At 61.2% G+C, this 13,048-nt stretch carries 9 protein-coding genes and 1 rRNA gene; 5 read left to right on the top strand and 5 right to left on the bottom strand.

From position 1 onward, the window contains the following. Positions 1-14 precede the first annotated feature (14 nt). The 3 genes from HX866_RS32080 to HX866_RS32070 are packed head-to-tail and all read right to left on the bottom strand — an operon-like array spanning position 15 to position 2,834. Complete coding sequence (locus HX866_RS32080) at positions 15-869, bottom strand: ABC transporter ATP-binding protein (RefSeq protein ID WP_177091265.1); 855 nt, start codon at positions 867-869, stop codon at positions 15-17. A gap of 5 nt (positions 870-874) precedes the next feature. Next, positions 875-1,912: an ABC transporter substrate-binding protein gene (locus HX866_RS32075; RefSeq protein ID WP_177141114.1), complete on the bottom strand. Its 1,038-nt coding sequence runs from the start codon at positions 1,910-1,912 to the stop codon at positions 875-877. Positions 1,913-1,937: 25 nt separating this feature from the next. After that, positions 1,938-2,834: a TauD/TfdA dioxygenase family protein gene (locus tag HX866_RS32070; RefSeq protein ID WP_177124961.1), complete on the bottom strand. Its 897-nt coding sequence runs from the start codon at positions 2,832-2,834 to the stop codon at positions 1,938-1,940. 511 nt (positions 2,835-3,345) lie between these two features. On the opposite strand from HX866_RS32070, the gene HX866_RS32065 reads away from it, so the two are divergent. The 5 genes from HX866_RS32065 (at position 3,346) to HX866_RS32045 (ending at position 10,561) form a co-directional block, all read left to right on the top strand. Continuing rightward, positions 3,346-4,035 carry a GntR family transcriptional regulator gene (locus HX866_RS32065; RefSeq protein WP_177091271.1) on the top strand — a complete coding sequence of 230 codons (690 nt, stop codon included), beginning with the start codon at positions 3,346-3,348 and terminating at the stop codon, positions 4,033-4,035. Positions 4,036-4,901: 866 nt separating this feature from the next. Beyond that, on the top strand, positions 4,902-5,681 hold the full coding sequence (locus HX866_RS32060; RefSeq protein WP_177091273.1) for a DUF3050 domain-containing protein: 780 nt from the start codon (positions 4,902-4,904) through the stop codon (positions 5,679-5,681). After that, positions 5,678-6,607, top strand: coding sequence for a diiron oxygenase (locus HX866_RS32055; protein ID WP_177099507.1), 930 nt, complete (start codon positions 5,678-5,680; stop codon positions 6,605-6,607). Before HX866_RS32060 ends, HX866_RS32055 begins: the two co-directional genes overlap by 4 nt. A gap of 14 nt (positions 6,608-6,621) precedes the next feature. After that, positions 6,622-10,065: an amino acid adenylation domain-containing protein gene (locus HX866_RS32050; RefSeq protein ID WP_177141113.1), complete on the top strand. Its 3,444-nt coding sequence runs from the start codon at positions 6,622-6,624 to the stop codon at positions 10,063-10,065. A gap of 28 nt (positions 10,066-10,093) precedes the next feature. Then, on the top strand, positions 10,094-10,561 hold the full coding sequence (locus tag HX866_RS32045; RefSeq protein WP_177091279.1) for an SRPBCC family protein: 468 nt from the start codon (positions 10,094-10,096) through the stop codon (positions 10,559-10,561). Positions 10,562-10,704: 143 nt separating this feature from the next. Here HX866_RS32045 and HX866_RS32040 read toward each other — a convergent pair whose 3' ends face one another. Continuing rightward, positions 10,705-12,585: a methyl-accepting chemotaxis protein gene (locus HX866_RS32040; protein WP_177091281.1), complete on the bottom strand. Its 1,881-nt coding sequence runs from the start codon at positions 12,583-12,585 to the stop codon at positions 10,705-10,707. A gap of 227 nt (positions 12,586-12,812) precedes the next feature. Next, a 5S ribosomal RNA gene (gene rrf, locus HX866_RS32035) occupies positions 12,813-12,928 on the bottom strand. Between the last annotated feature and the right edge of the window lie 120 nt (positions 12,929-13,048).

The following is a 13,048-nucleotide window of genomic DNA, read 5'->3' as shown; positions in this document are numbered from 1 at the left end:
ATTCCTCCAGCCGCTTAATAGGCGATGCGGATATCGGCGAAATCCAGTTCGGTTTCAGCCTGCGGGGTTTCGTCGAACAGCAGCCGGTGAATCCGTCGCGCCGACGCCTGGAACTCGACACCACCCAGGCTGTGCAAGTCGTACTGATGGCTGTGGATCTCCGCCCGCACCCGGCCCGGATGGGGTGACAACAACAGAATCCGATTGCCCACCACCAGCGCCTCTTCAATCGAGTGGGTGACGAACAGCAGGGTGAAGCGCACCTCTTCCCAGAGTTGCAGCAACTCCTCCTGCATCTTGCGCCGGGTCAGCGCATCGAGAGCGGCGAAGGGCTCGTCCATCAGCAGGATTTTCGGTTGCATCGCCAAGGCCCGGGCAATCGCCACCCGAGCTTTCATGCCGCCGGACAAGGTGTGCGGGTAAGCATCGGCAAACGCCGCCAAACCGACCTTTTCCAGATAATGCAGCGCCCGCTCTTCAGCCTCCCGGCGCTTGAGGGTGCCGGACGCCAACAGCGGAAACATCACGTTCTGCTTGACCGTCTTCCAGGGCGGCAGTTGGTCGAACTCCTGGAACACCACGATACGGTCCGGTCCCGGTTCGTTGACCACCTGGCCTTGCAGGCGGATCTCGCCTTCGCAGGGCCGGATAAACCCGGCCACCGCCTTGAGCAAGGTCGACTTGCCGCAGCCCGAAGGCCCGAGCAGAACAAAACGATCTTCGCGGTCGACTTCAAAACTGACCTGGTGCGTTGCCCGCACCACCCGCGCCGGGGTGCGGTACTCCAGGCTGACCTGATCGACCGCCAGCAACGCCGGGGTAGCGACGCTCGGTTTGCTGGCCGTGTGGCCTTGCAAGGGGGCATTCATGTCGGTCAGCTCCCTTGCAGTAGTTTGGCGTCCTCGAAGAAGTAATCCTTCCACGACTCCGGCTTGTGCTTGATGGCGCCCACGCGGTAGAGAAACTCAGCCAGTGGGTAGGTGTTCTTGGGCGTCACGCTGAATTCGAACTGCGGGTTGTCGATGATTTTCAGCAACGCCGCACGGTCGATCTTGGCCTTGGTCACCCGCAGGTAGGTGTCCGCCGCCGCGCCTTTGTCCTTCTGCGCGAAGTCGGCCGCCTCAGCCAGGGCATCGACGAAGGCCTTGTAGGTTTTCGGGTTGTCGTTGCGGAATTTCTCGGTGGCGAACAACACCGTCGGCGAGTTCGGCCCCAGCAGGTCGTAGCTGTTGAGCACCACATGCACGTTGGGGTTTTCCAGCGCCTGCTCCTGGAACGGCGGGTTGGAGAAGTGCCCGGTCAATTCGGTACCGCCGGCGATCAAGGCCGCCGTGGCATCAGGATGCGGAATGGCGACGGTGTATTTGTCCAGGCGATTGAATTCCTTGTCGCCCCACTGCTTGGCCGCCGCGTATTGCAGGAAGCGCGACTGCACGGACACACCGACCGCCGGCAAGGCGATGCGGTCCTGGTCGGTGAAGTCGGCGATGGTCTTGACCTTCGGGTTGTTGCTCACCAGGTAGTAGGGAAAGTTGCCCAGCGAGGCCACGGCCCTGACGTTCTGCTTGCCGTAGGTGCGATCCCAGATGGTCAGCAACGGCCCGACACCGGCACCGGCGATATCCACCGAACCGGACAGCAGCGCGTCATTGATCGCCGCACCACCGGACAGTTGGGTCCAGTCGACCTTGATATCGATGCCTTCGGCCTTGCCGTATTTCTCGATCAGATGCTGGTCGCGCACCACGTTGAGCAGCAGGTAGACGATGCCGAACTGTTCGGCGACGCGGATTTCGCCCTCGGCCTGGGCCGTGGCGGGCACCAGCAGGCTACCGGCCAACAGGCTCAAGCCAAGGCCGACGGAGGTGGTCAGGCGGCCGAGTTTCGGCCACAACGCAAAGGGTGCAGGCATGGGGATGCTCCTTGAAGCAATCAGGTCAGAACGGGGCATCGCCCTGGATGGTGGTGCGAAAGAGCTTGCGGCGCAGGTGGCTCGGGCAACCGGCGGCCAGGTGCACCAGCGAGCGGTTATCCCAGAACACCAGGTCGTGGGGCTGCCATTGATGGCGGTAGATGTTTTCCGGCAGCACGCTGTGGGCGTAGAGCTCGCTCAGCAGCTGGCGGCTTTCATCTTCCGGCAGGCCGACAATCCGCGTGGTGAAACCCTCGCTGACAAACAGCCCCTTGCGCCCGGTCTCCGGGTGGGTGCGCACGATGGGATGCACCACCTCGGCAACCTGGGCCAATTGCTCCGGGGTCAGGGTCGGCCGCCAGTTGCCTTCGAATTTGGTCTCGCTGTAACGCGCCGTGTAGGAGTGCGCCGCCGAACGGCCTTCCACGGCCTTGCGCAGGGTCTCGGGCAAGTTGTCCCAGGCCTTGTGCTGGTCGGCAAACAGGGTGTCGCCGCCTTCGTCCGGCAACTCCTGGGCGTGCAGCATCGAGCCCAGGCTCGGCAGCTCCTTATAGGAGAGATCGGAATGCCAGAACTTGCCCGCATCACCCAGGCCAATGTTCTGACCGTTTTCGATGATGTTGGAGACGATCAGGATCTCCGGGTGCCCGGCCAGCAGGAATTGCTTGAGCACATGGATCTGCAACACGCCGAAACGGCGGCTGAAGGCGATCTGTTGTTCGGGGCTGATACGCTGGTCGCGGAACACCACCACGTGATGATCCAGGTGCGCGCGGTGAATACGGGCAAAATCCTGGTCGTTAAGCGGCTGGCTCAAATCGAGGCCGACGATTTCAGCGCCCACGGCGCCAGCAAAGGGGCGGACGTCGAAGGGTTGTGCAGGCGCATCCGGCACACTCGAAACAGAAGAAGACAAAGACATATAAAGGCTCCTGCGCGGGGCACGCTCAGAGGTGCACGCGGTGATCAGACACTCACGCGGACGCGTGTGGGTTCAGTTCATACGGCGCACCAGCGAGGCGGTGGGCACGCAGGAATATGACCATATAGATATAAGAGCGATAACTTAAATACTATTAAGGAATATCAATAGGACGTTTTTCATGGGTGAGCGGGTGGCTGATGGGTACTTTTCCGCGCGCCCCAAAGACCTCTCCCACAAGCTCGAGCGCCTTGAAAACCCGGGTTCTGGAACCTTGTGCAAAACACTGGAGCAGTGGGAAGCAATACGCATCGCCAAGAGGGCGAGTCCCTACAGCCACTTGGGAATCGATTGATAGTTTCAGGGGGGGCTGGTGAAAGAGAATGGCACCATGCAATCATCCGTCATCGCGCGCCTCAGGTGCAGAAAATGGACGGTTTGACAAGCACCCGGGCAGCTTCTAGTGTGCCATCGGATCACCCTTCAACCTTGTTAAAAACAGAGTAGTCGCGTGGCGGAAAAACTGAATCCCTTGAACAGCGTTCACGTCAATGGACCTATACCCGCCCACCTGGCCCGGGCGGTGATAGAGGAGACCTTGCGCAACGCAATCCTGGACGGACGTCTTCCCTGTGGCCTGGCCTTGCGCCAACAGGAACTGGCGACACTGTTCGGCGTCAGCCGCATGCCCGTGCGTGAGGCCCTGCGCCAGCTCGAAGCCCAGGAACTCCTGCATGTGGTGCATCACAAGGGCGCCGTGGTTGCACCATTGATCGTCGATAACTCCATCGAAGCCTACGACTTGCGCATCCTGCTGGAGACCGAGGCCCTGCGCCTGTCGATTCCCTTGCTCGATGACAACGACTTCAAGCAAATCGAGGCGTATATCGATCTGCTGGAAACCGAACAGGACTATACCCAGGTCGGACGGCTCAACCGTTTGTTCCACATGGGCCTCTACAGCAAGGCGCCCAATCACAAACTGTTGAAACTGATCGAGCAGGGCCTGGTGGAAGAGGAACGCTTCCTGCGTTTCAACCTGTCAGCCATGGGGCTGGGCAAACTCTCCCAGGACGACCACCGCGCCCTCCTGCACGCCGCACGAGCCGGCGAGATCGAGGTGTGCATGGAGAACCTGCGGCACCACCTGCAACGGGGCATTGAAGTGATTCTGCGCTACCTGGCCAAAACCCGGCCTTGATCCCCTGAGCCGATACGCTCGCAGTGCCCATGGCCTGCTGTTTTACCGACGTGCACGCCAGCCCACGGGCTGACGTGACGGGTTGCCCGTGAACGACGACGGCGGTGCCGACAGGCTGTCATCCGCTGTTTTGCAGATTCGTGAAGTAAAGCTTGGGCGCATGCCCTGCCATGCGGGATGACCCTATCTATTCACCGCTTCGGACAGGTTTCGCCTCTTCCGGCGATAGCAGAACTACCCGTTTGGGCACAGGCTTGCTCACCGATAATGAAGGGGCGAGTGACGTACGGTTCTGCGCCTGTAACTTTTGGATTACCTCACTCACCAAGGAGCACTTCCACGCGCCGGAAGTACGGTTCAGCCGTGTATCGGCCACGCCTATCAAACTATTAACCCACTCCGCTGAGAGCCATATGAATGAGGCATTTAATCATTCATTTAAATTCTGATCGTTATGACTCGGAAGGGGCACTCTCACCCCTAAAAACATGCGATCACTCGTGTGCACGGCAACACTCGCCTGTTAAAAAATACAACTTACGATTGTTCTAAAAATAACTTGATCCGTGCTGATTATTTGTATTAATTTTTAATGGCTTTCGGGCAACCCCTGTCAACAAGGCCTTTGCCAGCCTAGACATAGGCGCCCCGCAACACCAAACAAAATACGCTCAAACCGTTTTCACGATGACACCTGGGCGTCTTTTAAATACGCCGTAATTGCTCTCGATACTTTCAATTTCTTATTGAGGACTCTGTTCGGCCGGCCGTTAGCCAATGCCGACGGCTTTACCGCCAGATTGATGAGAAGACACCGTGCAACCTGTCACAGCCCTTTCAACTTCGCAGACACGTGGTGATATTAAATGAGCGCACTAAAATCCCTTCTCGACGCCCGTAAAGAACAACTGACCCAACACCCTGTATTCAGTGAGATCCATTCACTTTCACTACTTCGGCGGTTCATGGAAGTGCATGTCTTTGCGGTCTGGGACTTCATGTCGCTGACCAAGCGCTTGCAACAGGAACTGACCTGTACCACCTTGCCCTGGCTCCCCCCCAAGGATCCCCAGGCCGCGCGCCTGATCAATGAGATTGTCCTGGGCGAGGAATCCGATCAACGCGAAGGCCCCGGCCATTGCAGCCACTTCGAGTTGTACCTGGAAGCCATGCGCGAGGTGGGCGCCAGCACGGCAGCCATCGAACGCTTCATCGAATTGCTGCGTGAAGGCGTCACGGTCGACACCGCGCTGCGCACGGTAAACGCCGCACCGATGGTGATCGGCTTTGTCAGAAACACCCTCGACATCGCCCTCGGCGCCTCGGCTCATCAGGTCGCCGCAGCCTTTCTGCATGGCCGGGAAAGTGTTATCCCGCACATGTTCCAACGCATTCTCGATGAATGGGGTATCGACCAGGCCCAGGCCCCGACGTTGCGCTACTACCTGCAACGCCACATCGATGTCGACTCCGAGGACCATGGACCGGCGGCCGAACACTTGCTGGAACGCCTGGTGGATGGTCAGCCGCAGCGCGAAGCAGAGATCTACAGCGCCGCCCTGGCGGCCGTGGACAGCCGCCTGGCGCTGTGGGACGGCTTGCAGTCGAGCCTGAAGGAGCGCGCAGTCGAGGTGGCGATCTCATGAACGCCGCCGAGTACACCTCCTTCGCCGAGTCCTGGGAAAGTCGCGCCAGCATCCGCACCCGTCCACGGCGCCTGCTCGAGGACGACGACCGGCTGATCTATCCGTTGAGTCGCCAGCCGCTGGTCAGCAGCGAAAGCTTCCTGACCCTGTGCCCGGAGCAGCGAGATTTCGTGCTGCTGCAGAGCCTCTACAAATTCATCAACGACGTGGTGATTTTCGAGACCGATATCGTCGACCGTACGGCGCGCAGCATTGCCAAGGGGCGTTTCCCGATCGCCTTCCCGTTCGCCTGTCGTTATGACGCCATGACCGTGGTGGTGGACGAGGATTATCACGCCCTGGTGGCCATGGACTTCATGCAGCAGACCGTGGCCATGACCGGCATCGAGCCCCTCGCACTGCCCGAGGAAATCGAGCTGAGCCGGGCGATACCGGCGGCCATGGGCATGGCCCCCGAGCATTTGCAGGCGGCCATGGAACTGATCTGCGTGGCGATTTCGGAAAACACCGTGACCAACGATGTTGCGGCCTTTGCCAAGGACGAGACGATCAAGCCCTCGATCAAGGGCCTGATGGCCGACCACCTGCTCGACGAAGGCCGGCATGCCGGGTTCTGGACCCGGCTGGTGCGGATCTACTGGCAGACCGCGAGCGAGGACGACCGCGATCTGATCGCGCAGATCCTGCCGGTGTTCATCGTGCATTACCTGACCAATGACATCCAGAAGGCCTTCGACTTTCGCGTGATCGAGCACCTGCCGGTAAGTGAAGAGATTCGCCAGGCCCTCAGGCGCGAGGCATCGGGGCTGGCGTATCCGATCAATCGCCACCATCCGCTGGTGATCAATATCGTGCGCTTCCTGCGCAACAGCTCGCTGCTCGATTCGCCCTGTGTTCAGGACGCCTTGAGCGACTACCTGATCTAGCCAAGGAGATCATCATGAGACGTCTCACCCTTTTGCTCGTCGGCAGCAGCCAGGCGCTGGATGAATTGCTCCGCGAGCTGGAACAGCACGGTCATTCGATTCAACGCCTGAGTCATGCACAAGCCATCGAAGCACAACCGCCGGGCGCGGCGGATCTGTTGATCGAAGATGGCAGCCTGGCGTTGCCCGCCAGTTGGCGGCGTGACCTCGGTGCCTGCCTGCACCTGGCCCTGCGCCTGGAACAAGGCCCGCCAACGCCCCAGGGCCTGCCCGAACTGAACCTGCTTTGCCGCCTGGTCGAAGATGCTGGAAGTCGCCTGATCCAACGCCTGGGCGTCGACCAGGACGGCTCGGGGAACGGCCAGGCGCTACGCCTCGCCGCGATCCAGGCCCTGGTGGAGCAGGTGGCTTTGCAGGTCAGTCGCTATTCCCGCGATGCCGAGTACTTTTCCGAGGCCGCCACATTGCCCTCGGTCTCGGCGCACCCGGAACAGGACCTGTGCAGGCTTGAGACGCTGGCCTTCGAGCATCGTTTCAACCGGACCGCACGTCCCGAATTGCTGGCCCTGGCCCAGGTCTCGGTCATCGAACATATCGAAGCCAGCCTGCTGCACTTCGCCGACCGCCCTGCACTGACCCTGGACGGGGTGTCGCTGAGCTATCGGGAGCTGCACGACCTGAGCCGAACGATCCAGCAAGCACTGCTGGCCCGGCTCGACGTCCTGGGACCTTTCGCCGAGCCGCCGGTGATCGGGCTCTGCCAGCACAAGAGTGCCGCGTTGTACGCCAGCATCCTGGCCATTCTCGGGGCTGGCGCGGTGTATCTGCCGCTGGACCCGGGCCACCCGCTGCAACGCCAACTGTTCGTCCTCAAGGATGCCGGCGCCAGCCTGTTGCTGCACGACGGGCAATCGCCACTGGCCGAGCATCTGCCGGCCCTGGATGTCCGCAGCCTGGCGCAACAACCGACCGATCAGCCCCTGGTGCGCCAGGTACGCGCCCCCCAGGCACCCTGCCTGGCGCTCTATACCTCGGGCACCACCGGACAACCCAAAGGCGTGCTGCTCAGCCAGCACAACCTCAGCCACTTCACCGCCTGGTATGCCGACTATGTGCAGCTCAGCGAAAAGAGCCGGGTCCTGCAGTTCTCCACCTTGAGTTTCGACTCGTCGCTGATCGATATTTTCCCGACCCTGGTCCGCGGTGCGGAGTTGGTGGTGCCCACTGAGGACCAGCGCCGCGATCCCTTGCAACTGCTGGCACTGATTCGCGGGCAACGCCTCAGCCATGCCTTCCTGCCGCCGGCGCTGTTGAGCATCCTGCCGCTGGACAGCCCCCTGGGCCTGAGCCATGTGATGACCGGCGGCGACGTCTGCGAACCGGATGTCATCGAGAAGCTCGCGGCGCAGTGTCATTTCTACAACCTCTACGGGCCCACCGAGGCCACCGTGCTGGTCACCGCCAGGCAGTTCCAGGCCGGCTCCGGCAATCGTAGCCTGGGCCAGCCCATTGCCAACAGCCAGGTGCTGATTCTCGACGAGCAGCGCCAGCCGGTCACCGAGCAGACCGTCGGCGAGCTGTATATCGTCGGGCCCGGGGTCGGCCTCGGTTACCTGAACAACCCCGGCAAGACCGCCGACAGTTACCTGCAACTGACCCTGGGCCAGAGCGACAGCCTGCGCGCCTACCGCACCGGCGACATGGCCAAGTGGACCGGCGAAGGCATCGAGCTGTGCGGGCGCCGGGACAATCAGGTGAAAATTCGCGGCTTCCGGGTCGAGCCGGAGGAGATCGAACAGTGCCTGCGCGACAGCCGGCTGTACCGGCAGATCGCGGTGGTCATCGATCCCCGGCGGCGGATACTGGCCTTCATGAGCCAGCCGCAGTCCGCCGCCGGACAAGAGGCCCTCAGGCAGCATGCCGAACGCTATCTGCCGGACTATATGCAACCGACCGTCTACACCGAGCTGGCCGACATGCCCTCGGCCAGCAACGGCAAGATCGACCGCGCAGCGCTGCTCAAGCTGCCGGTGGAGACACCGGAAAACAGCCGCCGCCGGCTGCCCGCCACGGCGGACGAAAGTCGCTTGCTGACGCTCTGGGCCGAGCTGCTGGAATTGCCGGTCGAGGATATTTCCACCGACGAGAGTTTCTTCAACCTGGGCGGTCACTCGATCCTGTTGTCGAAGATGCTGCTGGGGATCCGCGAACAGTATGGCCGGGGCATCTCCATCAACCGCTTTATCGAGGAACCGACCCTGTGCCGGCTGGCGCTGCTGGTCGGCGGCACGGCCACCACCCAGGCGCTGAGCGAACAGATCCTGACCGACGTCTCCCGTGAGCTGGGCCTGAACGTGCTGGCCGCCGATCGCGCCGGCGACGTCAACAAGGTGGTGGTGACCGGGGCCAACAGTTTTGTCGGCGTCCATCTGGTCGAGGCCCTGCTGGCCGGCGGGGCCGTCGAGGTCGCCTGCCTGGTCCGCGACAGCAAGACGGAGCCGGCGAGCGAACGCTTTGCCCGGGCCCTGCGGGAAAACCGCCTGGAGCATCTGGACCTGAGCCGGGTGCGAGTCTACGCCGCCGACCTGACACGCGCGCAGTTGGGATTGGCACCAGCGGTCTACGAGCGGATCGACCGCGAGTTCGGCGCCTTGGTGCACAACGCGGCCAACGTCAATCACGTGCTCGACTACGAGTCGCTGGCACCGGACAACGTCGACCCGCTGTTCGAATGCCTGCGCCTGTGCGAAGGCCGTAGCAAGAAAATCTTCAACTTCGTCTCGACGCTGTCGGCCTCCAGCAGCGTCGATGCCGAGGGCCGGGTGCTCGAGCAACCGGCGGCGCAGACACCGCCGATCTACATCCGCAACGGCTACAACCTGAGCAAGTGGGTCGGCGAGCGGATTCTGCAGCGGGCTCGCGAGCAAGGCGCCTGGGTCAACCTGTACCGGCCCGGCAATATCAGTTTCAACAGCCGCACCGGCGTCAGCCAGCCCCACAAGAACCGACTGATGTTGATGCTCAAGGGCTCATTGCAGTTGGGCCAGGTGCCCGCCCTGGAGCTCAATTTCGACCTGATGCCGGTGGACTTCCTCGCCCGCTTTATCGCCGTGCACGGGCGACGGACCAGCACCCACGGGGTGTTCAACCTGCATAACCCGCAACCCCTGAGCTGGGCCGACTACATGGCCTCGTTCCGCGAAGCCGGCCACGACTTCCAGCTGGTCAGTGTCGCCGACTGGCAAGGCCAACTGCATCGGGTCGATAGCGCTAATGCGCTGTTCGAAGTCCTGGGGTTCTACCTCAACGGTTTCGAAGAGGACATCGGCGATATCTCGGCCATCGGCCATGCCCATGCCGCCGCCGGCGTGCGCGAGATGGGCGAACAATACCCGGCCAAGACCCCGGCGCTGCTGCGCAAGGGCTGCGACTACCTCAAACAGATCCAATTCATCTGATTCACCCCCACCCACAAGGAGTTACATCATGAACAACCTGCAACCCGATAGCCTGATCCGCAACCCACAGGGCAGCCCGCTGGTGTCATCGGTGGAGATTGCCCGCGACGCCGCCTCGGTCTGGGCCGTGGTCGGCGATTTCGGTGGATTCGCGGCCTTTATCACGGCGCTGGAGCACACCGAAACAACCGGCGAAGGCGTCGGCTCGCTGCGCAAGAAATTCTTCAAGGATGGCAACCTGGTGGTCGAGCAGCTCAACTCGCGGGACGAGCAGGCGCGGCGGATGACCTGGACGACGATCTACAACACCCTGGGGGTTGGCCAGTTGTGGGCGGCGATGACCGTCGAGGCGCTGGATGCCGATCGCAGCCGGGCGACCTGGACCATCATTGCCGAACCGGCGACCGGTGGCGAGGAGGCGTTGCCGGGGTTCCGCAGTTTTGTGCAGGGGTTTGCCGATGATGCGATGAACAATGTGCGGACGTTGCTGGCCTGACAGGGGCCGCTGTTACCTGTAGGAGCGGAATGATCCGTGGAAAGCGGAACTGTAGGAGCCGGCTTGCTGGCGATGAACGATAACGCGGTCTGCCTGAAACACCGCAGCGTCCTTATCGCCAGCAAGCCGGCTCCTACGGGGACTCAGATCCGGAAACTGTCCACCAACTGCTTCAACCGGCTGGCCTGTTGCGCCAGTGCATCGCAGTCCTTCAAGGTTTCATTCAGGTTGGCCACACCCTGCTGATTCAGCAGGTTGATCTGGTTGATATCGACGTTGAGGGTTTCCACCACCGCGGTCTGCTCTTCGGTCGCGGCCGCCACCGACTGGTTCATCCCATCGATCTCGGTAATCCGCTGGGTCACGCTGACCAGACGGGCGCCGGCCTGGTTGGCGACTTCAACACTCTCTTCGCTGGAAACCTGGCTGGCATTCATCGTGGTCACCGCTTCCCGCGAACCGACCTGCAACGAGGTGATCATCTTGTGGATCTCCTCCGCCGATTCCTGGGTCCGGTGGGCCAGGTTACGCACCTCATCGGCTACCACGGCAAACCCACGCCCCGCTTCACCCGCCCGCGCCGCTTCAATCGCCGCGTTGAGGGCCAACAAGTTGGTCTGCTGGGAGATGCCCTTGATCACATCGAGAATGTGCCCGATGTTGTCGGTGCTGGCGTTCAGCGTTTCGATCTGGGTGCAGGACAGGCTGATCTTCTGCGACAACTCGGTCATCGCCAGGATGGTTTTTTCCACCACCTGACGCCCGTCATCGGCCTGCTCGCTGGCACCGCTGGCGTGTTGCGAAGCGTCCGCGGCATTGCGGGCGATTTCCTGGGTCGCCGCCCCCAATTCGTTGATCGCCGCCGCCACGCTGTTGGTCCGCGCGCTTTGCTCATCGGAGCCGACGATCGAGGCATTCGACGAGTTCATCACCCGCTGGGACAAATCATGCACCTGGCGTGTGGCCGAGGACACTTCACTGATGGATGCATGAATCCGCTCGACGAACTGGTTGAACGAACCGGCGAGCTCGCCGAATTCGTCCTTGTTCTCGATGGTCAGGCGACGGGTCAGGTCGCCTTCGCCCTGGGCAATGTCCTGCATCGCACGACCCATGGTGGTCAACGGACGCATCAGGAACTGGATCAACAGGGTCAGCAGCACTGCGATTGCCACCACGGCAATCAACATCGCGATCACCGCCGATGTGCGGAACTTGCTGAGTGGCGCGTAGGCCTTGTCTCGATCAATGGACAGGCCGATGTACCAATCCGCCGAAGGCAACCCCACCACAGGCGTGAACGAGATAATCCGCTCCTGATTGTTCAGGGTAACTTCCTGGATGCCTTTGGCAATGCGCAGGCTGGAACCCGGGTAGATGTCCTTGAGGTTCTTCATCACCTGGTCTTTGTCCGGGCTGACGATTACCTGGCCGTCGCCACTGACCAGGAAGGCCTGGCCAATGCCGCCGAAGTCTACCGAGTTGATGATCTTCACCAAGGTTTCCAGGCTCAGGTCACCACCCACCACACCGAGCAGTTGCCCGTTGCTCTTCACCGGGAGGGCGATGGTCACCACCAACCCGCCGACCGAGGCCATGTAGGGCGGCGTGAGCATGGTCTTGTCCGCGACGACGGCGGACTTGTACCAGGGACGCTGACGCGGGTCGTAGCCGTCGGGCATCTTCGCATCGGGACGCTGGGTGAAGGTGCCATCGGTCTGACCGACATAGGTGAACTGGAAGTTGGAGGTCAACGCCGGTTGATCGACCAACCCCGGGTAATCGGCCTTGCTGCCCTGATGGGCAACGTTCTGCGCCAGGTTCTCCAGTACCAGGATCCGCCCGCCCAACCAGTTCTGCACGCTGCTGGCGGTCAGGTCACCGGCTTGCTGGATGGAGGACTCGAGGTTCTGCCGGATGGTACTGCGCTGTAGATAGTCGTTGTAGAACGTAAACAGCGCAAAGGCGAGAACCACGACACCGGAGGCGGCCAAAAGGATTTTATGGCTGAACTTGAGATTCATTGTCATAGACTTCTTATGCCGAAAGTGGGGATGCGTGCGAGTACAACATTCGTTGTGCGCGTAGGCTGCGTTCTTTGGCTGCTCTACTTTGGTGCACGCATTGCTCACCATGCTGTCGGCACCATGGGGAGAAAACTTAACTCATTTCCGGAAATGTCTGGAGGCTTTTTGCGTGCCCAAAAACAAAACCCCCGTCTGCGTAAGCAGACGGGGGTTTCGGAATTCAATCTTGACGATGACCTACTCTCACATGGGGAAACCCCACACTACCATCGGCGATGCATCGTTTCACTACTGAGTTCGGGATGGGATCAGGTGGTTCCAATGCTCTATGGTCGTCAAGAAATTCTGTGGCCAGACCCGCCACTGGAGGGCGTGTCAGCAAAATCGGGAACTTCTACTAAAAACAAAACCCCAATCGCTTTCGCAATTGGGGTTTCTGAATTTAATCTTGACGATGACC

The organism is Pseudomonas gingeri (genome assembly GCF_013386165.1).
Taxonomy (GTDB): Bacteria; Pseudomonadota; Gammaproteobacteria; order Pseudomonadales; family Pseudomonadaceae; genus Aquipseudomonas; species Aquipseudomonas gingeri_C.
The sequence above is the reverse complement of the archived record's forward strand: the minus strand, read 5'-3'. Positions and strand labels throughout refer to the sequence as shown.